Origin of the sequence: Janibacter terrae (genome assembly GCF_039636765.1) — a bacterium.
Lineage (GTDB): Bacteria > Actinomycetota > Actinomycetes > Actinomycetales > Dermatophilaceae > Janibacter > Janibacter terrae.
Map to the genome: position 1 here is coordinate 972,137 of NZ_CP144167.1, position 20,208 is coordinate 992,344.

Below are 20,208 nucleotides of genomic sequence, written 5' to 3' on the forward strand. Positions count from 1 at the left end.
TGTCGCGCCCGGGGGCGCAGGGTCAGAGTCGCTCCAGCACGAAGTCGACGCAGGCGAGCAGGGCCGACACGTCCTCCGGGTCGACGGCCGGGAAGGTGGCGATGCGCAGCTGGTTGCGCCCCAGCTTGCGGTAGGGCTCGACGTCGACGATCCCGTTGCGGCGCAGGGTCGCCGCGATCGCGGCCGCGTCCACGTCGTCGACGAAGTCGACCGTCGTGATGACCTGCGACCTGGCGGCCGGGTCGGTCACGAAGAGGCTCGTGGCATCCCCCTTCGTCGCCCAGTCGTGGATCCGCGACGAGCTGTCGGCCGTGCGGCCCGACGTGAAGGCCAGCCCCCCGGACTCGTTCATCCACCGCACCTGCTCCGCCATGAGCGCGAGCGTCGCCACGGCGGGCGTGTTGAGGGTCTGGTCCTTGCGGGAGTTGTCGATCGCCGCGGTGAGGGAGAGGAAGTCCGGGATCCACCGGCCGCTCGCCGCGAGGTCCTCGGCGCGCGCGATGGCTGCGGGGGACAGGACCGCGAACCAGATGCCGCCGTCGGCACCGAAGGACTTCTGCGGGGCGAAGTAGTAGGCGTCGGTCTGGGAGATGTCGACGGGCAGACCGCCGGCGCCGGAGGTCGCGTCGACGAGGACGAGCGCGTCCTCGTCCGCGCCGGCCGGGCGCACGACGGGCGCCATGACACCGGTGGAGGTCTCGTTGTGCGGCCAGGCGTAGGCGTCGACGCCCGGGACGGCCTCGGGGGAGGAGAGCGAGCCCGGGTCGGCCGAGCGCAGGTCGGGATCGGCGAGGAAGGGGGCCTTGCGCGTCACCGCGGCGAACTTGCTCGAGAACTCGCCGAAGACGAGGTGCTGGGAGTGCTCGCGGACGAGGCCGAGCGCGGCGATGTCCCAGAACGCGGTCGACCCGCCGTTGCCGAGCACCACCTCGTAGCCGTCCGGCAGGGACAGGAGCTCGCCGAGTCCCTCGCGCAGCCCGCCGACGATCGCGCGCACGGGCGCCTGGCGGTGGGAGGTCCCGAGGACCGTCGAGGCGATGGAGGTCAGGTACGCGACCTGCTCGGCACGCACGAGGGAGGGACCGGAGCCGAAGCGCCCCTCGCGCGGGCGCAGCTCCTCGGGGATCGTGATGTCGTCAGCCACGACAAGGATCTTGGCGCATGACGGTGGATTCGGCCCAACCGGTCCGACGGGTGGGTCAGCCGCCCCTGGCGATCTGCGAGGGCCTGGGCTCGTCGATCGTCACCGGCTCGCCCCACCTGCTGGCGGTGAGCGTGGCCTCCAGGCCGTTGAGGTCGAAGGACATCTTGCGGATGAGGTCGTCCTCGTCGAGCCACACGTCGTAGACGACCGTCTCGGGCACACCGTCGCCGCGCTCCATGCCGAGCTCGGCGAAGGCCTTGTCGGTGTCGACCTGCGCGGTGTAGTGCGTGGTCGTGGTCCCGTCGACGTCCTCCTCGCCCTTGGTGCCCGCCTTCTCGACCCCCGCGACGAAGGCGTCGAGCTGGCTGCGCATGCTCAGCAGGTTGACCTGGTCGAGGGTCTGCTCGACGAGCGGGTTGCCCGAGCCCTTGGCTACGCGGACCCACTTGGGCGGCTGCTCGAGGTAGTACTGGCCGTCGACGAGCCGGTAGCCGAGCTCCTGACCGCTGAGGTCGACGTCCATGTCGAGGGCGTCGGCCTCGAGGTCCTGCACGCCGGTCGCGGTCGTGGCCTGCTGGCCGCCGAGGGTCGCCTCGACGTCGATGTGCACCGTCGGGTTGGCAGCGACGGCCGCCTCGAGCTTGTCGGCGAACTCCCGGGCGTCGAAGGGCGTGCCGGTGTAGGTCGAGGTCGCCGTCGGGGCCGCCGTCGACGAGCCGGCGGTGGTGCTCGAGGACGTCGACGTGGCCGAGGAGGGGTCGGCGGTCCCGGGGGTGGGCGTCGAGGAGTTCGAGCGCCCCCCGGTGGACGAAGGGGAGTCCCCGGACGATGCCGAGGTGGCCGCGTCGGTCGAGCTCGCCCCGGACCCGGCCGTCGGGCCGGGTCCGCCGTCGCCACCGCAGGCGGCCAGGGCGAGCGCCGCGGATGCAGCGACGATCGTCAGCGAGGTCGTGCGCATGTGTCCCCTTCGTCGCCCGTGGTCAGACGGTCGGCAGCGCGTCGTACCCGGGGACCTCGGTGATGTCGCGGGGGCCGGGGCCGATGTAGTTGCTGCTCGGGCGGATGAGGCGACCGGTGCGCTTCTGCTCGAGCACGTGCGCGGACCAGCCGGCGGTGCGGGCGCAGACGAAGAGCGGGGTCATCATCTCGCCCGGCACATCGGCGAAGTCGAGCAGCACCGCGGCCCAGTAGTCGACGTTGGTCTCCATCTTGCGGTCCGGGTAGCGGTCCGCGAGCTCGGCGATCGCTGCCTTCTCCAGCTCGAGGGCGACCTCGTAGCGGGGGGCGCCGAGGCGCCTGCAGGTCTCGCGCAGGACGGCCGCGCGCGGGTCGTAGGCCCGGTAGACGCGGTGGCCGAAGCCCATGAGGCGCTCCTTGCGGTCGAGCGCGTCCTTGACGTACTTCGTCGCGTCGCCGGTGCGCTCGACGCCCTCGATCATGTGCTGGGCGCGCGAGGGGGCACCGCCGTGGAGCGGGCCGGACATCGCGCCGACCGCGCCGGAGAGGCAGGCCGCGACGTCGGCGCCGGTCGAGGCGATGACGCGGGCGGTGAAGGTCGAGGCGTTCATCCCGTGCTCGGCGGCGGAGATGAAGTACGCGTCGACGGCCTCGACGTGCTTGGGGTCGGGCTCGCCGCGCCAGCGGATCATGAAGCGCTCGACGATCGTCCTGCCCTCGTCGACCCGGGCCTGCGGCACCATCGCCGTGTTCTGGCCGTGGGCCGACTGGGCGATGAAGGACAGCGCCATGACCGAGGCGCGGGCCAGGTCGTCACGGACCTGGGTGTCGTCGATGTCCAGGAGCGGCTTGAAGCCCCACAGCGGCGCGAGCTGTGCGAGGGCGGACTGCACGTCGACCCGGATGTCACCGCTGTGGACGGGGAGCGGGAAGGGCTCCGCCGGCGGCAGGCCGGGGTCGAAGGAGTCGTCCACGAGCAGGCCCCAGACCCGCCCGAAGGAGACCTTGCCCACGAGGTCGTTGATGTCCACCCCGCGGTAGCGCAGGACACCCCCGGCCTTGTCCGGCTCGGCGATCTCCGACTCGAACGCGACGACGCCCTCGAGGCCGTGCTTGACATCGGTGTCGGACATGGATGCTGCCTCCCTTGGTCAACGGCTGTGCTCGTGCTCATTGAAGCACTCTCGTTGGAGAGGACCGGCCGGTAGCATGCCCGGAGCCGCTCCGGCGGCCACCTTCCCACGATCCACGAGGAGCCCGCCGTGGCACGTTCCCGCCTGGGGTACAGCCCCGCGCTCGACGGCGTCCGCGGGCTCTTCATGCTCGGTTTCATGGCCTACCACTTCGGGGTGGACCAGCTCGCGGGCATGTGGGTGTGCATCAACCTCTTCTTCGTCCTCTCTGCCTTCCTCATCGTGCGTCTGCTCGTGGAGGAGAAGGTCACCCGCGGCGACATCGACGCCCTGGCCTTCTACGGGCGGCGGGCCCGGCGCCTGCTGCCGGCGCTCTTCCTCGTCCTCGCCTTCGTCATCACCTACGCCGTCGTGTGGGCCGACGACACCGTGCGGCGCAGGATCGGCGGGGACGTGCTCGCGACCCTCGGCTACGTCATGAACTGGCGACTCGTCGCCGACGGCGACCAGTACTTCGGCACCGCGGGCGGGGCGTCCCCCCTTCGTCATGCCTGGACGCTGGCGATCGAGGAGCAGTTCTACGTCCTCGTCCCCTTCGTCGTCCTCGGGCTCATGGCCGTGGCGCGCTCGCGACGCCTCATCACGCTCGTCCTCCTCCTCGCCGCCGTGGCCTCGGCCGTGTGGACCGCGGTCGTCGGCTTCCACGACGCGAGCGACTACCCCCGCGTGTACTACGGCACCGACACCCGCGCCCAGGCCCTCTTCCTCGGAGCGGCCCTCGGCGTCTGGCTCGCGCCCGGCCGCGGCGGGGCCGTCCCGACCTTCTCCCGGCCCGTCGTCGCGGTCGCGGGGGTCGTCGGTGTGGTCTCGAGCGTCTTCTCCTTCGTCGTCGTCGACCCGTACTCCGGGTGGATGTTCAACCTCGGCGGCATGTTCTTCTTCGCCGTCGGCAGCGTGCTGCTCGTCATCGCCTGCGTCGACGAGCGGCCGAGCTGGGTCCAGACCGTCTTCGGCTGGCGCCCGCTGGCCTACGCCGGGCGCCTGTCCTACGGGCTCTACCTGTGGCACTGGCCGATCTGGCTGGCCGTCGGCGACGGGCGCCTGTCCGACAACGCGATCGTCGACTTCGTCCTGTGCTCCGTGCTCACCGTCGCAATCGCGCACCTGAGCTACCAGCACCTCGAGCGCCCGGTCATCAAGCACGGCGTGCGGGGGATCGCCCCGTCGCTGCGCCGCACGCCCGCCGTCGCCGTCGTCGTGCCGATCGCGCTGCTCGCCGGTGGCGGACTGGCCGTCGCCCAGAGCGCCCCGCAGGACGGCAACGACACCGAGGTCGCCGCGGTCGTCCCCGCCGGCCCGCCGCCGGACATCGTGCGCGGCCAGTCGACGTACGCGCCCGACGAGCCGGCGCGGATCGGCGTCTACGGCGACTCCGTCCCCTTCTTCCTCACCGAGCGCTTCCCGCGGGAGACCTTCCCCGGGGTCGAGCTGCACAACTACTCGCGCGAGGGCTGCGACCTCCTCTCCGAGCCGATGAGCTGGGCCCCCGGGTTCCAGATGGGCAACGAGGAGCTGTGCACGCAGATGAAGCGGGAGTGGCCCGGCCGCTTCGAGAGCGCGCAGGACGACGTGCTCCTCGTCTTCGCCTCGCCGCTGCTCGCCGTGCCGCACGTCGTCGACGGCGAGCGCCTCTGGCTCGACGACCGGGAGTACCGCGCCCTCATCACCGACCGCCTCGACACGGTGCGAAGGGAGGCCCTCGACGCCGGCGCGGAGCAGGTCCAGATCGTCAACGTCCCCTGCCGCAAGCCCAACCGCGAGTCGATCCCCGAGGAGTTCCGCGTCGTCTTCGACTCCAGCCCCGAGGTCGTCAAGGAGTACGAGGACCCCCGCCGGATCAACGCGCTCGTCAAGGGCTGGGCGGCCGGCCACGACGACGTCGAGCTCGTCGACCTGCACGGCGCGCTGTGCTCCGACGGCTACCCGGACCGGATCGAGGGCATCCAGGTCTTCAACGACTACCTGCACTTCTCGCCCGAGGCGACGCCGATGGTCTGGAGCTACCTGCTCGGCGAGGTCAGCGACAACTACGCGAAGGCGCGGCCGTGAGGTGGTCCCGTCTCACCGGTGAGCTCACGACCTCCGCCGGCACGCAGCGCCTCGCCGCCCTCGACGGGTACCGCGGGCTCTTCGTCACCCTCGTGCTGCTCTACCACTTCGGCGTCACGGCGCTCGTCGGCGGCTGGGTCGGCATCAACCACTTCTTCGCCTTCTCCGGGTACCTCATCACCCGGCTGCTGATCTCCGAGCGGGCGCAGACCGGTCGCATCGACGTCGTGCGGTTCTACAGGCGGCGGGCCGAGCGGCTCGTGCCCGCGCTCGTCGTCGTGTGCGGCGCGGTGCTCGTCGCCTCGCTCTTCGGTGGCTCGGCCCACCGGCACCGCGACGCCGGTGACGTGCTGGCCTCGCTCTTCTTCGTGCAGAACTGGCGACTCATCGGCCGGGACGACGCGTACTTCGAGCAGGTCGGCAACCCCTCGCCGCTGCAGCACGCGTGGACCCTCGGCGTGGAGGAGCAGTTCTACCTGCTCGTGCCGCTGCTCGTGCTCGCGCTCTTCGCCCTCTTCCGGACCAGCCGCACCGCGCGCCTGGTCGTCGTCGGCGCGCTCGCCGTCGCGTCGACGGTCTGGACCGCCCACCTGGCCGGTCAGGGCGTCGACTTCGCCCGGCTGTACTACGGCACCGACACCCGCGCGCAGGCGCTGCTCGTCGGTGCCGGGGTGGCGGTGCTCCTCGGGCGGGACCACCGCGGTCGACCGGGGCGGCGCCCTTCGCTCGCCGCGACCCAGGCCATCGGGGTCGTCGGCCTGCTCATCTCGCTCTCGGCCTTCTTCGTCGTCGGGCCGCGCAGCGAGTGGCTCTTCACGAGCGGCGGCATGCTGCTCTTCGCGATCGGCGCCGCGATGATGGGCGTCTCCGCGACCGACCCGCGGCCGATGGCGCTCAACCGGCTCGCGAGCTGGGGGCCCGCGGTCCTGCTCGGCCAGATGACCTACGGCCTGTACCTCTACCACTGGCCGATCCATCTCTGGCTCGGTCCGGTGCTCGACGGGCTGCCGCTCGCGCTGTCGGTGGCCGTGCAGCTCGCCGTGACCGTCGTCGTCGCCTTCGTCTCCTTCCGCTGGCTCGAGGTGCCGGTGCTGCGGCACGGCTTCGGCGTGCTGGTGCCGCGGCGGACCGGGCCGCCGCGGTGGACGGTGCCGGTCGCTGCGGTCGGGGCCGTGGCGCTGCTCGCGGGCTTCGTCTTCACCCGTCCGGTGAGCCGCGACGACCTCGACGTCCCGCCCCTCGTCGCATCCGACGGCGACTTCACCGCGGCCGACCCACCGGTCTCCTTCGCGCTGCTCGGCGACTCGGTCGGCGTCTCGCTCGCCGACGGCTGGCAGGCCGATGCCTACCCCGGCGTGACGATGACCAGCCAGTCGCGCATCGGCTGCGACCTCGTCGACGCCCCGATGCTCTCCGGCGGCCAGCCCGTGCCCGAGGACGCCTCGTGCGACCGGTGGCGCGAGGAGTGGCCCGGCAAGGTGCGCCAGGCGGGGGCGAGCGACCTGCTCGTCCTGCCCGGTGCGCAGCTCATCGGGGACCACGAGGTCGACGGGCAGACCATCGGCTCCCGCACCCCGGAGCACGCGGCGCTCGTCCGCCGCACCCTCACCGACATCGAGCGGCGGGCGCACGAGGCCGGCGTCACGCACGTGCAGGTCACGACGATGCCCTGCCGCGAGGTCGACCCCGACAGGCTCGACCCGTCGCTGCGGCAGTTCGCCGGCCCGGTCTCGGACCCCGTCAACATCGCGTGGGTCAACGAGACCGTCACGCAGTGGGCGAAGGGGGAGGGAGACGGCGCCGAGCCGACCGCCGGCGTCCGGCGCGACGTCCTCGACCTGTGGGAGCCGTTGTGCGCCGACGGCTTCACGCCCGAGATCAACGGTGTGCCGCTCTACAGCGACACCGTGCACTTCTCGCCGGCCGGCGCCGCGTCCGTGTGGACCTGGCTGACGCCGCGGGTCGTCGAGGCATCGCAGTCGTCGTCGTAGTGTGGCGCCCATGAGCGCCTCGCCCGACGGGATCATCCCCCGCACACCGCCGTCGCCGGACCACGTGGACTACTCCGGCGAGGGGCTGTCCGAAGGGGAGGTGCCGGGCGCTCCCTTCGCTCTCGTGACGTCGTGGGTCGAGCAGGCCCGGGCGCGTCAGGTCGATCGCGGCGACGTGCCCGAGCCGCTGTCCTTCGCCGTGGCCACGGTGGACGCAGACGGGCGCCCGGACGTGCGCACGGTGCTCATGCGCTTCCTGGACCCGGTGGGGCCGGGGTTCGTCACGAGCCTGGCGTCGACGAAGAGCCGGCAGCTCGAGGCGACGCCCTTCGTCGCGGCGACGCTGACCTGGCCGGCGATGTTCCGCGCGGTCCGCTTCCGCGGGAGGGCCGAGCGGGTCGACGACGCGCACCTCGACGCGTACTTCGCCGGGCGGCCGCGCGGGTCGCAGCTCAGCGCGTGGGTCTCCCACCAGTCGCAGCCGGTCGAGGGCCGCGAGCCGCTCGAGCGGGCCTGGGCCGAGGTCGAGGCGCGGTACGAGGGGCAGGACGTGCCGCGACCGACGGACTGGGGTGGCTGGCGGATCGTCGTGGACGAGCTCGAGGCCTGGGCGGGGCGCAGCAACCGCCTGCACGACCGCTTCCGCTGGACGCGGGTCGGCGAAGGGGGACTCGACGTGGCGAGCGCGTGGCGGGTGGAGCGGCTGCAGCCCTGACCCCGCCCCGGAGACCGGGTGGGCGCCGAGCCGGCCGCCTCACCAGTGGTGCATCGAGGCCCGCACCACGCCGGCGATGTCCTCCTCGGTGACCTCGCGAGGCGCCGTCGCCAGGAGCCGCTGCTGCTGCATGGTCCCCGACACGATGCCGTCGACGTCCGCCTCGCCGTAACCGAGCTCGGCCAGACCGGACGGCTGGCCGATGTCGCGCATGAGGCGGCGCAGGACCGCCGAGAGGCGCTCCGGCTCGGGCACGTCCGCGTCGAGCCCCCCCGGGTCCAGCCACCCGGCGGCTGCCAGGTGCCGCTGCGGGTCGGCCTCGAAGGTCAGCGCGAAGGCAGCAGGTGCGGTCGACGCGACCGCCATGCCGTGCGGGACCATCGCCTCGTCCACGTCGTACCCGTCTGGTCGGAAGTCCGAGCCCAGGTCGTGGACCCGACCCGCGACGGGGTAGGCATTGGCGTGCGGCACGTGCACCCCCGCGTTGCCGAAGCCCATGCCCGCGAAGGTCGCCGCGAGCGCCATGTCGGTGCGCGCCGCCTCGTCGCCCGAGACGGCCCCGCGGAAGGCGCCGGCCAGGAGGCGCATCGCCTTCTCCGCGTAGAGGTCCGCGATCGGGTTGGACCCGCAGTAGGGCACCCGTTGCCCGGCGCTCTTGTGCTCGTAGCTCGTGTACGGCCGCGCGGTCCACGACTCGAGGGCGTGGCAGAGGATGTCCATGCCGGCCGACGCGGTGACCCCGGGCGGCTGGGTCGCGGTGAGCTCCGGGTCGACGACCGCGAGGACGGGGCGCAGCCGCTCGTGGCTGATGCCCGTCTTGACCTTCGCTGCCAGCACGTCGAGCACGCAGACCGTCGTGGACTCGGCTCCGGTGCCCGTCGTCGTCGGGACCGCGACGACCGGCAGCACCGGCTGCTCGGGCGCACGACCGCCACCGACGGGCGCGTTGACGTAGTCCATGAGCTCGCCCGGGTTGGTGAGGAGCAGGGAGACCACCTTGGCCGTGTCGATGCTCGACCCGCCACCCACGGCGACGACGGCGTCGAAGGGGGCCGCCCCCTTCGCCCGCTCAACAGCGGCAGCCAGCGACGCATCGCTCGGCTCCACGGCGGCGGAGTCGTGGACCTCGACGCGCAACCCGGCCGAGCGCAGGGCCTCGGCGACCCGCTCCGGGTGACCGGTCGCGGCCAGACGCGGGTCGGTGACGACGAGGGCCGAGCGCGCACCGAGCGCACCCACGTCGTGACCGATCTCGGCGATCGCGCCGGGACCGAACTTCAACCTCGGCGCGGCATAGGTGAAGACCGTCTCCGGCGTGCTCGGGGTGGGCAGCATCATCAGGACTCCCGGTGGACCTTGTGCGCAGCGGCCTGCGCGCGTGGCTTGATGACCATGAGGTCGACGTTGACGTGCTTGGGGCGGGTCGCCATCCACGTGATCGCATCGGCGACGTCCTCCGCGACGAGCGGCTCGGCGACGCCCGCGTAGACCTGGTCCGCGCGCTCGGCGTCACCCTTGAACCGCGTCAGCGAGAAGCCCTCCGTGTGCACCATGCCCGGCGCGATCTCGGTGATCCGCACCGGCTGGTCGACGAGCTCCAGGCGCATGGTCTCCGTCATCGTCGCGAGCGCGTGCTTGGCGGCGGTGTACCCGGCGCCGCCCTCGTAGGAGGTGCGTCCAGCGGTCGAGCCGACGTTGACGATGATCCCCTCACCCGCGACGAGCGAAGGGAGCAGCGCCTGCGTCACGCGCAGGGTCCCGATGACGTTGGTCTCGTACATGGCCCGCCAGTCCTCGACGTCCCCGGTGGCGACCGGGTCGAGGCCGTACGCGCCGCCGGCGTTGTTGACGAGGACGTCGAGCCGGTCGCCGACCTCGGCAGCGAGTGCTCCGACCGAGGCGGCGTCCGTGACGTCACAGGTGACCGCGCGGCCGTCGATCTCGGCGGCGAGCTCGATGATCCGCTCGGTGCGCCGGGCTGCGCAGACGACCTCGTGGCCGGCAGCGGCGAGGGCCCGGGCGGTGGCGGCGCCGATGCCGGAGCTGGCACCGGTGACGAGGGCGAGGGGGCGGGTCATGAGGTCTCCTCGGCGGGGGCGATCCAGGTGGCGGCGGCGGAGGCGAGGACGCGCTCGCCGTCGAGCAGGGCGGTGCCGGTGTGGCGCTTGCGGCCCTCGCGCCCGGTCTCCCAGGCGATGACGACGAGCTCACGCCCGAGCGGGACCTCGGCGTGGACCGTCGAGGTGAAGGTCCCGAGCAGCAGCGCCTCCTCGCCGAAGCCGACGGTGAAGGCACCCGGGCAGTCCAGCGCCGCGAGCACCGGCGGCAGTCCCTCCTCGGTGAGGGTCACGGGGGAGGCGAGGACGTCGTCGCGGCCGGTGACCGGTCCGACGAAGACGCCCAGACCCCCTTCGGCGTCGGGCCCGCACACGTAGCACCCGGGGTAGGGGTGGCCGGCCGCGTCGAAGCGACCCCACGCAGCCCGGGCCTCCTCGAGCGACACGGGCGCGGGGATCGTGAGGTCGGGAGCAGCGCTCCGGCGGGCGGTGGCGAGCAGCGTCTCCCCGGCGAGCAGGTGCACGGCCAGGTCGGGGCCGTCCGCGACCGACCCGTCGACCTCCCACCGCAGTGGACGCTCGAGAGGCGTCGGGGCGCTCAGGCGTACCGTCGCCGAGGTCAGGTCCCCCTCGGCGGGGACGAGATCGTCGAGTCGTTCGGTGAGCAGGCCGCTGACCCAGCCGCCGTTGCCGCACCCGGGAGGGCCGGCGTGGCGCGCGGTCACGGTGGTCGTCTCGGCTGTGGTGTGCACCACCCCAACCTAGCGACCCGGGGGCGACGGAGAGGATGAGCGGGTTGGCGGGCACGGAGACCTTCGGCTGGCGGCGGATCGCGATCCCCGCCTACGGCCCCACGCTCCTGTCCGCGTCGGCCACCGGCGCGGTCGTGCCGATCGCTGCCCTGCGCGCCGACGAGCTCGGCGCGAGTCTCGGGACGGCCGCCTTCGTCGTGGCCCTCACCGGGGTCGGCCAGCTCCTCGGGGTCCTGCCTGCCGGGTCGCTCGTGGCCCGCATCGGTGAGCGCCGCACCCTCGTTCGCGCCGGCCTGCTCGACGTCGTCGCGCTCGCCGTCGCGGGCTGGGCGCCGTCGCTGTGGCTCATGGCGCTCGCGCTGCTCACCTCGGGACTGGCCTCGTCCGCCTTCTTCCTCGCCCGGCAGGGCTTCATGATCGACGTCCTGCCGCCGTCGCTCCTCGCCCGTGGCATGTCGCTGCTCGGTGGCGCGATGCGCGCCGGGCTGCTGCTCGGCCCGGTGCTGGGCGCGCTCGCGATCGGCCCGCTCGGCCTGCAGGGTGCCTACGGCGTGGCGGTCGTGCTCGCGGTCGGCTCGGTCGCCACGGTGCTCACGGCGCCCGACCTCACCGCCGACCACGAGCGCGCCCGGGCCGCCGAGCCGCACACCGGGGTGCTGCGGGTCGTGCGCCACCACGCCCACCTCCTGCTCACCCAGGGTGTCGGGGCCGCGGTGATCTCCGCCCTTCGCTCCGCGCGCCTGGTGATCCTGCCGCTGTGGGCCGTGCACATCGGTCTCGACGGGGTCGACGCCTCGCAGGTCTTCGCGGTCGCGGGTGCCGCGGAGCTGCTCTTCGTCTACCCGGGCGGCTGGGTCATGGACCGGCTCGGCCGGGTGTGGGTCGTGACCGCGCTGCTCACGGTCGTCTCGGCGTCCTTCCTCGTCCTGCCGCTCGCGGGGACGAAGGGGGGACTGCTCGCCGTCGCGCTGCTCATGGCCCTCGGCAACGGTCTCGGGTCGGGCATCGTCATGACGCTCGGGGCGGACGCGGCGCCGACGCGCGACCGGGCCCAGTTCCTCAGCGCCTGGCGGTTGTGCGGGGAGCTCGGCCACGCCGGCGGGTCGCTGGGGCTGGGTGCGGTGACGGCCCTGGTATCGCTGCCGGCCGCCGCGGTGGTGCTCGCGGCCACCGGTCTTGCCGGCCTGGCGTGGACGAGCGTGTGGATCGCCCGGGCCGACCGCGAGCGGGTCAGGGCATGATGGTGCCCGTGAAGGACCTCATCGACACCACGGAGATGTACCTGCGGACGATCTTCGAGCTCGAGGAGGAGGACATCCCTCCGATGCGGGCTCGGATCGCGGAGCGTCTGGGCCACTCCGGCCCGACCGTCTCCCAGACGATCGCCCGCATGGAGCGCGACGGCCTCGTGAGCCTCGGCCACGACCGTCGGCTGGTCCTCTCCGACGAGGGGCGGTTGCTCGCCACCCGGGTCATGCGCAAGCACCGGCTCGCCGAGCGCCTGCTCGCCGACGTCATCGGGCTCGAGTGGGAGCACGTCCACGACGAGGCCTGCCGCTGGGAGCACGTCATGAGCGAGCGGGTCGAGCGCAAGATCCTGGCGATGCTCCCCGAGCACCGGGAGTCGCCGTACGGCACGCCGATCCCCGGCCTCGAGGAGCTGCTCTCCGGCGAGGAAGCCACGGTCGACTACCTCTCGGGGCTCTCGAGCCTCACGGACGTCGTCGACGGGGGCCTCGCCGGCCCCTTCCGGGTGCGCCGGATCGGCGAGACCGCGCAGGTCGACCACGAGGCCCTGGCCCTGCTCACCGAGGCGCGGCTGCGCCCCGGCGAGGTCGTCACGGTGGCGGAGGAGGAGGACCGGGTCATCGTCACGCGGGCCGGCTCGGCCGCCGCCGACGGGGTCTCGCTGCCCCGCGAGGTGGCCGAGCACGTCTTCGTGGAGTCCATCTCCTCGTGACACACCGTGACCTTGGTGTGACATTCCCGTGATCTGCAGGTACGGTTCACGGGTCCACCTCCCCTGGGTGGGCCCGTCACGCGGACGCTGAGTCCTGTCACCGCAGCGACGGTTGTGCAACACACCGCATGGCAGGAGCGGGGGACCCACTCATGGGGCATCGCGGATGCTCCTCGGGGTGAAGTCCTGGGACGCAGCGGATCGCAGGGTCGATCCGGTGTCGCAGGACCGGGCCACACCTCTGGCCCGAACCCGACAGCTGACCTCGCAAGCGGGACAGAGGTAACACACGTGTCGCACAATGTCGGACGCCACCGCGCTGCCGGTCGCTACAACCCGGTGACCGAGCTCGGCCAGATCATCCACCAGACGGGCACCCCGATCGCCAAGGGCTCGGCCGTGCTGGCCGCCTCCGGTGGTCTCATCGCCGCGATCGCCATCCCCGCCCAGGCCGCCACGCCGGCCGCCGAGCTGGACCGGACCCCCGTGCAGACCGCCTCGGCGCCGGCCGCGCAGGCCGCCCCCGCGGTGACCGCGCCGAGTGCCCCGGCCTCGCAGTCCCCGGTGGCCTCCGCCTTCGGCAAGATCGCCGTCGAGCCGGTCGCCAAGCCGACCGGCCCCACGCCGTGGCAGCTGCGCATGCGCGCCGAGCGAGAGGCAGCCCGCGAGCAGGCCGCGCAGGAGCGTCGTGAGGCGCAGGAGCAGGCCGCGCAGGAGCGGGCCGCGGAGCAGCAGGCGCAGGAGCAGCAGGAGCAGGAGCAGCAGACGCAGGAGCGCACCGAGAGCGCGCCCAGCCGTTCGCAGGAGCGTCAGGCGCCCGCTCCCGCTCCCGCTCCCGCTCCCGCCGCGCCCGCCGCCCCCGCGGCCTCGAGCAATGTCATCGAGATCGCGAAGCAGTACATCGGCGTCCCGTATGTCTACGGCGGTACGACCCCGTCGGGCTTCGACTGCTCCGGCTTCACGCAGTACGTCTTCGCCAAGGCCGGCAAGTCCCTGCCCCGCACGACGACCGAGCAGCAGGCCGCGACCACCCCGGTCTCCAGCCCGCAGCCCGGCGACCTCGTCTTCTTCGGCTCGCCGGCATGGCACATGGGCATCTACGTCGGCGACGGCATGATGATCGACGCGCCGCGCACCGGCAAGTCGGTCTCGATCCGGCCGATCTTCGACGGTGTCTCTGGCTACGGCCGCGTCTGAGCGGACCACCCGCACGAAGGGGGCCGAGCGAGCTCGTCTCGCTCGGCCCCCTTCGTCGTCCCCGGGCGTGGTGGGGCATGGGCTCAGTCCTGCTGCTCCCGGCGCCGCAGCGCGTCACCGAGCTCGTCGTGGTGCATGAGGTCGTCCTCGGTCACACCGGCGCGGTAGCCGGCCCGTCCGAGCATGTGCGCGGAGACGGGGGCCGTGAGGGCCTGTGCGGCGACGATGATGAGCAGGGTCGCGACCGAGGCCCAGGTCCGCACGGACAGGGCCAGCCCGAGCAGGACGAGCAGGAGCCCCAGGGTCTGCGGCTTGGTCGCCGCGTGCATGCGGGCGTACAGGTCCGGCAGGCGCACGAGGCCGATGGCGCCGACGAGCGCGAGGGCGGCGCCGAGCACGAGGCTGATCGCGCCGGCGATGTCGAGGGCGTGCTCCCAGCTCACTGGTCGTCCTTCCGCGGGGCCATGAAGCGGGCGACCGACACCGAGCCGACGAACCCGGTCAGGCTGAAGACGACGAGCACGGGCAGGGTGCCCGCGTCCTCGCTGCGCACGATCTGGGTGGCGAGGATGCCGGTGACGATGACGATCATGACGTCGACGCTCAGCGCGCGGTCGAGGTTGGTCGGGCCGAGCGTGATGCGCACGAGCACGAGCGCGCCGGCCGCGAAGAGCATGCCCAGGGCCAGTCCGAGGATGATGCTCATGAGGTCACCTCCGTGCACTGCGCGATCTCCGCGCGGCTGCCGATGGCGCGCACCACCCGCAGCTCGAGCGCGAGTACGTCGCGGCGCAGCTCCTCCATCTCCTCGGGCGTCGTGATGTCGAAGCCGTGCACGTAGAGCACGTGCGCGGTGCGGCGTGCCTCGACGACGATCGAGCCGGGGACGAGGGAGACGAGCGCGGAGACGATCGTCAGGTAGAACTCCGAGGGCGTGCGCAGCTGCACCTCGACGATGGAACCACCCTTCGTCGGGACGCGGCTCAGCGTGGCCACGCTGATCTGGACCGCGGCGGCCACGAGGTCCGACAAGAAGCGGGTCCCGAGCACGAGCAGGTGCCACGGGTGGATCCGGCCGAAGTACTGGATGGACGGCAACGGGAAGACCTGCGTGACGACCGCCCCGACGATCAGCCCGTTGACGACGTTGCCGAGCGAGACGCGGTCCCACAGGAGCACCCACACCACGGCGATGGCGATGATCGCTCGTGGCTGGAACCCGCCGCGACGTCGGGCGCTGTCCGGCGGCGGGCCGTCCGGCTCGAGGATCTCGGTGCTCACGGCCCCTCCTGCGGCAGGACGGCCTTGACGTAGCCGTCCCGGGTCACCATCTGGCGCGCGGCCGCGTCGGTGTAGCTGAAGAGCGGCCCGGCGAAGAGCGAGAGGCCGAGGGAGAAGAGGACGACGGTCGTGGTCGCGCCGAGCATGAGCGGCGGCATCGGGCGTTCGACCCGGGTGACCGCCGGCGGCGGCGCGATCGGCGTGGAGGGGTATTGCTCGGCGACGGTCGCACCGATCGCGTCGCTCAGGCGCCCGAAGGACGGGGTGAGCGTCGGGAACTCGAAGGTCTGCTCCTGCCCCTCCTCGGCCCGCGGCCGCCAGAACGCGTGCCCCCACGTCTTGGCGATCGCGTAGAGCGTGAGGATCGAGGTGACGACCGACCCGACGACGAGCGCCCACGCCATCCCGCTCCCTTCGTCCGCGCCGGCCTGCAGCAGGCCGACCTTGCCGACGAACCCGGAGAAGGGCGGGATGCCGGCGAGGTTCATCGCGGGGACGAAGAAGAGGAAGGCGAGGACCGGCGAGCTGGCCGCCAGCCCCCCGAGGCGGCCGATGACCGTGGACCCGCCGACCCGCTCGATGAGGCCGGAGATGAGGAAGAGCGCGGTCTGCACCGTGATGTGGTGGGCGATGTAGAAGATCGCGGCCGACAGCCCCGCCTCCGTGGCCAGCCCGATGCCGAAGAGCATGTAGCCGATGTGGCTCACGAGCGTGAAGGAGAGCATCCGCTTGATGCCCGGCTGGGCGACCGCCCCGAGGATGCCGATGACCATCGTCGCGAGCCCGGCGCCCATGATCAGGCCCTGCAGCGGGGAGTCCGGGAAGAGGAGGAACTGGGTGCGCACGATCGCGTAGACGCCGACCTTGGTGAGCAGGCCGGCGAAGACCGCGGAGACCGGCACCGGCGCGGACGGGTAGCTGTCGGGCAGCCACGCGGACATCGGGAAGACCGCGGCCTTGATGCCGAAGACGGTGAGCAGCATCAGCTGCAGCGCCAGCGCGACCGTCGAGTCGACCTCGGGCAGGCGAAGGGAGAGCTGCGCCAGGTTGACCGTGCCGGCCGCGGCGTAGGTCGCCGCGATGGCGACGAGGAAGAGGAAGGAGGAGACCATCGAGACGATGACGTAGGTCGTCCCCGCGCGGATCCGGGCGCCGCTCCCGCCGAGCGTCAGGAGGACGAAGGAGGCGAAGAGCAGCATCTCGAAGCTGACGAAGAGGTTGAACAGGTCACCGGCGAGGAAAGCGTTGGACACGCCCGCCGAGAGCACGAGGTAGGTCGGGAAGTAGATCGCGAGCGGAGAGTCCCCGTCGCCGTCGGCGACGCCCTGGCCGATGGCGAAGACGAGCACGACGAGGATGACGAAGCTGCTGACGAGCAGCATGAGGGCCGACAGGCGGTCGGCGACGAGCGCGATGCCGAGGGGCTCGGACCACGCGCCGAGCCACAGGACGATCGGGCCCTCGCGGTGGGTGCCCCACATGAGGACGACGGCGATCGCCAGGCAGGCGGCGAGCACGGTGATGCTGATCGCGACCTGGGCCCGCGGGCGGCGGCGCGCGACGAGGGTGAGCGCGGCGCCGAGCAGGGGGAGCAGGACGGGCAGCGGGAGGAGGTTGTGGAGCGTCATGCGGTGGCGTCCTCCTCGTCGGCCTCGGTCGTGGACTGGGTGTCGGGGTCGTAGGTGCTCGAGACCTCGTCGCGCTCGGCGAGCTGCTTGATGAGGTCGTCCTCGGCGTCGTCGGGGACGTCGTCGCTGCCGGTGATGCGCCACTGCCGGTAGGCGAGCGAGAGGACGAAGGCGACCGAGGCGAGCGCGATGACGATCGCGGTGAGCACCATGGCTTGGGGGAGGGGGTCGCTCATGTCCTCGGGAGGGCGGTCGCCGACGAAGGCGGCGCCCTTGGCCGGTCCGGAGACGACGAGGTAGAGCGTGGCCACGCCGTTGGACGCGAGGACGATCCCGAGGAGGAGCCGGGTGAGGGCGCGCTCGAGGAGCAGGTAGACACCGCAGGCGATGAGGAAACCCGCGACGACGACGAGGGTGAGGCTGGGGGCGATGGCGTTCATGCGGTGGCCTCCTCTTCCTCGGACTGGCGGTCGATGCCGGCGCCGAGGGAGCGCACGACGTCGAGGGCGAGGCCGATGACGATGAGGTAGACGCCGATGTCGAAGCCGAGCGCGCTGACGATCTTCACGTGGCCCCAGATCGGCAGGTCGACCTCGAGGACCGCCGACTGCAGGACGGTGCCGCCGAAGGCGAGCGGCGCCAGGGCCGACACCGCGGAGACGACGAGGCCCGCCCCGAGGACGAGGCCGGCGCTCACCGGCGCGGCCCGGTCCAGCTCCTCCCGGCCGCCGGCGAGGTAGCGCACCAGCAGGGCCAGACCGAACACGAGGCCGCCGCTGAAGCCGCCACCGACCTGGTTGTGGCCGGAGAAGAGCAGGTAGACCGACAGCGCGAGCATGACGTGGAAGACGAGGCGGGTCGCGGTCTCGAGGATGACCGAGCGGCGCTCGCGGGCCAGCGGCGTGATTTGCCCCTGGTTGCGGCGGCGGGTCCAGGAGCGATCGACGTCCTGGGTCCGCACGAAGACGAGGGAGGCGATGCCGGTCGCGGCGGCGACGAGGACGCTGATCTCACCCAGGGTGTCCCAGGCGCGGATGTCGACGAGCGTCACGTTGACGACATTGCGGCCGTGGCCGAAGTCGTAGGCCTCCCGGGGGAAGGCGCGCGAGATCGGCTCGTGGATGCGTGCGTTGGCGGCGGCGACGACGAGCGCCGAGATCGCCAGGCCGATGGCGCCGGAGAGTGCGACCTTCCAGTGGCGGCGGTGCGTGCGTGGGCGGCGGCGGAAGTCCTGGGGCAGCTTGCGCAGCACGAGGACGAAGAGCACGAGCGAGAAGGTCTCCACGAGCACCTGGGTCAGGGCGAGGTCGGGCGCGCCGTGCAGGTGGAAGAGGAGCGCGAGGCCGTAGCCGGTCAGGCCGACGAACATCACCGACTGCAGCCGGTTGCGGCCTCGGATCGACAGGATCGCCGAGACGATGACGAAGAGGCCGACGGCCGCCTGGCTGGGGGTGTCCCACAGCCGCACCTGCGACCCCGGGAGCGCCGAGGTGGCGACGACGCCGGGCAGCAGGATGACGACGAGGAAGATCGTGCCGAGGTAGGTCGGCAGGGAGCCGCCCTGCGACAGCGCGGTGACCTCGACGGCGAAGCGGTCCAGCGCCCGCATGAACCGCTGGTAGACCCGCTCGGCGTCGACGACCTGCGGCACCCGCCCCTGGAGCTCCGCGAAGGGCCCGCGGACCGCGAAGAGGGCCAGGCCGCTCGTGATCGCGAGCAGGGACAGGCCGAGGGCCGGCGTCAGCCCGTGCCAGAGCGCCAGGTGCTCCGGCTCCGCGCCCGGCAGGGTCGTCGCGTAGGGCTGGAAGAGCTCGGTGAGCGGGTCGCCGAAAAACCCCGACGCGAGCGTCGTCAGGGAGAGCAGGGCCGGGGCGATGAGCAGGGCCCTGGGCGCGGCGAAGGGGGTGGGGCTCGGCGCGGCGCGGGATGCCCCCTTCGTCACGAAGGCACCCCAGACGAAGCGCGCGGAGTAGGCCACCGTGAGCGTCGAGCCGGCGACGAGGCCCACGACGGTCAGCCACCCCGCCGTCGTCGACAGGGGGCCGTGTGCGGACTCGATGGCCGCGGTGAGCGCCGACTCCTTGGCGACGAAGCCGACGAGGGGTGGCAGGCCGGCCATCGAGGCCGCCGAGAGCGTGGCCGCGACCGCGAGGACCGGGGCGCTGCGCGCGAGGCCGTTCAGCTGGGTGAGGTCACGGGTGCCCGTGCCCTTGTCGATGATGCCGACGGTGAAGAAGAGGACCGACTTGAAGAGCGCGTGGGACAGCACGAGGGCCAGGGCGGCGAGGCCGGCGGACTTGGTGCCGATGCCCGAGAGCACGGTCATGAACCCGAGCTGGCTCACGGTGCCGTAGGCGAGCAGGAGCTTGATGTCGTCCTGGCGCAGGGCACGCCAGCCGCCGAGGACCATCGTCCACAGGCCGAGGACGACCAGGACCGGCCGCCAGCCGGGGGCGTCGGCGAAGATCGGCTCGAGCAGCAGGATGAGGTAGATGCCCGCCTTGACCATCGACGCGGCGTGCAGGTACGCGCTCACGGGCGTCGGGGCGGCCATGGCGCCGGGCAGCCAGAAGTGGAAGGGGATCTGCGCGGACTTGGTGAGCGCGCCGAGGAGCATGAGGAGTGCGGCGGTGGTCGTGAGCGTCCCCGCCGGGGGCGGCGAGACGAGGACCTCGCTGATCGTGTAGCTCGAGGTCTGGCCGATGATCACGGTGCCGACGAGCATCGCGAGCCCGCCGAAGGTCGTGACGAGCAGGGCCTGCATCGCGGCGCGGCGGTTGGCCGAGCGCACCGGGTTGTGCCCGATGAGCGTGTAGGAGAAGACCGTCGTCAGCTCCCAGAAGACGTAGAGCGCGAGCAGGTTGTCGGCGAGGACGAGCCCGAGCATCGCGCCGGCGAAGGCGGTGAACACCCCGGTGAAGCGCCACAGGCTGGGGTCGCCCCGCCGGAAGTACCAGGCGCAGTAGACCAGCGCCAGGGCGCCGACGCCGCTCACCAGCAGACCGAGCAGCCACTGCAGGGTGCCCAGCCGCAGGTCGAAGTCCATGCCGAGGGTCGGGACCCAGGAGACGTGCTCGACGACCGGGTGCCCGTCGGTGATCCTCGCGGTCTGCGCGAGCAACCAGCAGAAGGTCGCCGCCGGGACGAGCGCCAGCACGAGGAAGGAGCGTCGGTCGAGTAACTTGGTGAGCCCGGGCGCAGCTGCGGCCGCCACGAAGTGGGCAAGCAGCAGCAGGGTCACGAGGTCCTCTCGACGGGTCCGGGGACGAGGGGCCAGTTTACCG

The 20,208-nt window shown here is 72.5% G+C and carries 18 protein-coding genes and 1 riboswitch; of the genes, 6 read left to right on the forward strand and 12 right to left on the reverse strand.

From position 1 onward, the window contains the following. Nucleotides 1–22 precede the first annotated feature (22 nt). Genes serC through V3C34_RS04905 form a run of 3 tightly spaced genes read right to left on the reverse strand, consistent with a single transcriptional unit; the run spans nucleotide 23 to nucleotide 3,234 of the window. Nucleotides 23–1,144, reverse strand: coding sequence for a phosphoserine transaminase (gene serC, locus V3C34_RS04895; RefSeq protein ID WP_346008231.1), 1,122 nt, complete (start codon nucleotides 1,142–1,144; stop codon nucleotides 23–25). A 55-nt stretch (nucleotides 1,145–1,199) separates the two neighbouring features. Beyond that, nucleotides 1,200–2,102: an LppX_LprAFG lipoprotein gene (locus tag V3C34_RS04900; protein WP_346008232.1), complete on the reverse strand. Its 903-nt coding sequence runs from the start codon at nucleotides 2,100–2,102 to the stop codon at nucleotides 1,200–1,202. Nucleotides 2,103–2,124: 22 nt separating this feature from the next. Then, nucleotides 2,125–3,234 carry a citrate synthase 2 gene (locus tag V3C34_RS04905; protein ID WP_068326662.1) on the reverse strand — a complete coding sequence of 370 codons (1,110 nt, stop codon included), beginning with the start codon at nucleotides 3,232–3,234 and terminating at the stop codon, nucleotides 2,125–2,127. 129 nt (nucleotides 3,235–3,363) lie between these two features. On the opposite strand from V3C34_RS04905, the gene V3C34_RS04910 reads away from it, so the two are divergent. From V3C34_RS04910 to pdxH, 3 genes are read left to right on the forward strand one after another with little or no spacing between them, the layout of a single operon-like run. Beyond that, a complete protein-coding gene (locus V3C34_RS04910; protein ID WP_346008233.1) occupies nucleotides 3,364–5,343 on the forward strand; it encodes an acyltransferase family protein in 1,980 nt (659 codons plus the stop codon). After that, on the forward strand, nucleotides 5,340–7,334 hold the full coding sequence (locus tag V3C34_RS04915; protein WP_346008234.1) for an acyltransferase family protein: 1,995 nt from the start codon (nucleotides 5,340–5,342) through the stop codon (nucleotides 7,332–7,334). Before V3C34_RS04910 ends, V3C34_RS04915 begins: the two co-directional genes overlap by 4 nt. Before the next feature lie 10 nt (nucleotides 7,335–7,344). Beyond that, nucleotides 7,345–8,049: a pyridoxamine 5'-phosphate oxidase gene (pdxH, locus tag V3C34_RS04920; RefSeq protein WP_068329134.1), complete on the forward strand. Its 705-nt coding sequence runs from the start codon at nucleotides 7,345–7,347 to the stop codon at nucleotides 8,047–8,049. Between the two features lie 39 nt (nucleotides 8,050–8,088). Here pdxH and V3C34_RS04925 read toward each other — a convergent pair whose 3' ends face one another. The 3 genes from V3C34_RS04925 to V3C34_RS04935 are packed head-to-tail and all read right to left on the reverse strand — an operon-like array spanning nucleotide 8,089 to nucleotide 10,858. Then, on the reverse strand, nucleotides 8,089–9,387 hold the full coding sequence (locus tag V3C34_RS04925) for a hydroxyacid-oxoacid transhydrogenase (protein WP_346008235.1): 1,299 nt from the start codon (nucleotides 9,385–9,387) through the stop codon (nucleotides 8,089–8,091). Beyond that, the gene (locus tag V3C34_RS04930; RefSeq protein WP_346008236.1) at nucleotides 9,387–10,127 is read right to left on the reverse strand and encodes an SDR family NAD(P)-dependent oxidoreductase; all 741 of its coding nucleotides are present in this window, start codon (nucleotides 10,125–10,127) and stop codon (nucleotides 9,387–9,389) included. The genes V3C34_RS04925 and V3C34_RS04930 overlap by 1 nt, the downstream gene beginning before the upstream one ends. Beyond that, nucleotides 10,124–10,858: a hypothetical protein gene (locus V3C34_RS04935; protein ID WP_346008237.1), complete on the reverse strand. Its 735-nt coding sequence runs from the start codon at nucleotides 10,856–10,858 to the stop codon at nucleotides 10,124–10,126. Before V3C34_RS04935 ends, V3C34_RS04930 begins: the two co-directional genes overlap by 4 nt. Before the next feature lie 44 nt (nucleotides 10,859–10,902). On the opposite strand from V3C34_RS04935, the gene V3C34_RS04940 reads away from it, so the two are divergent. The 3 genes from V3C34_RS04940 (at nucleotide 10,903) to V3C34_RS04950 (ending at nucleotide 14,015) form a co-directional block, all read left to right on the forward strand. Then, on the forward strand, nucleotides 10,903–12,099 hold the full coding sequence (locus V3C34_RS04940) for an MFS transporter (protein ID WP_169701970.1): 1,197 nt from the start codon (nucleotides 10,903–10,905) through the stop codon (nucleotides 12,097–12,099). Next, nucleotides 12,096–12,818 (forward strand): metal-dependent transcriptional regulator, encoded by a 723-nt coding sequence (locus V3C34_RS04945; protein WP_371836287.1) that lies wholly within the window; start codon nucleotides 12,096–12,098, stop codon nucleotides 12,816–12,818. Before V3C34_RS04940 ends, V3C34_RS04945 begins: the two co-directional genes overlap by 4 nt. 112 nt (nucleotides 12,819–12,930) lie before the next feature. After that, nucleotides 12,931–13,107: riboswitch (cyclic di-AMP (ydaO/yuaA leader) on the forward strand. A gap of 2 nt (nucleotides 13,108–13,109) precedes the next feature. Continuing rightward, nucleotides 13,110–14,015, forward strand: a complete 906-nt coding sequence (locus tag V3C34_RS04950; protein WP_346008238.1) for a C40 family peptidase — start codon at nucleotides 13,110–13,112, stop codon at nucleotides 14,013–14,015. A gap of 83 nt (nucleotides 14,016–14,098) precedes the next feature. Here V3C34_RS04950 and mnhG read toward each other — a convergent pair whose 3' ends face one another. Genes mnhG through V3C34_RS04980 form a run of 6 tightly spaced genes read right to left on the reverse strand, consistent with a single transcriptional unit; the run spans nucleotide 14,099 to nucleotide 20,165 of the window. After that, nucleotides 14,099–14,458, reverse strand: a complete 360-nt coding sequence (gene mnhG / locus V3C34_RS04955) for a monovalent cation/H(+) antiporter subunit G (protein WP_338538798.1) — start codon at nucleotides 14,456–14,458, stop codon at nucleotides 14,099–14,101. Continuing rightward, a complete protein-coding gene (locus tag V3C34_RS04960; RefSeq protein ID WP_068326632.1) occupies nucleotides 14,455–14,721 on the reverse strand; it encodes a monovalent cation/H+ antiporter complex subunit F in 267 nt (88 codons plus the stop codon). The genes mnhG and V3C34_RS04960 overlap by 4 nt, the downstream gene beginning before the upstream one ends. Further along, complete coding sequence (locus V3C34_RS04965; RefSeq protein ID WP_346008239.1) at nucleotides 14,718–15,296, reverse strand: Na+/H+ antiporter subunit E; 579 nt, start codon at nucleotides 15,294–15,296, stop codon at nucleotides 14,718–14,720. Before V3C34_RS04965 ends, V3C34_RS04960 begins: the two co-directional genes overlap by 4 nt. Further along, nucleotides 15,293–16,924 (reverse strand): Na+/H+ antiporter subunit D, encoded by a 1,632-nt coding sequence (locus tag V3C34_RS04970; protein ID WP_068326626.1) that lies wholly within the window; start codon nucleotides 16,922–16,924, stop codon nucleotides 15,293–15,295. The genes V3C34_RS04965 and V3C34_RS04970 overlap by 4 nt, the downstream gene beginning before the upstream one ends. Then, the gene (locus V3C34_RS04975; protein ID WP_068326623.1) at nucleotides 16,921–17,364 is read right to left on the reverse strand and encodes a Na(+)/H(+) antiporter subunit C; all 444 of its coding nucleotides are present in this window, start codon (nucleotides 17,362–17,364) and stop codon (nucleotides 16,921–16,923) included. Before V3C34_RS04975 ends, V3C34_RS04970 begins: the two co-directional genes overlap by 4 nt. After that, nucleotides 17,361–20,165 carry a Na+/H+ antiporter subunit A gene (locus V3C34_RS04980; protein ID WP_068326620.1) on the reverse strand — a complete coding sequence of 935 codons (2,805 nt, stop codon included), beginning with the start codon at nucleotides 20,163–20,165 and terminating at the stop codon, nucleotides 17,361–17,363. Before V3C34_RS04980 ends, V3C34_RS04975 begins: the two co-directional genes overlap by 4 nt. Nucleotides 20,166–20,208: the final 43 nt, after the last annotated feature.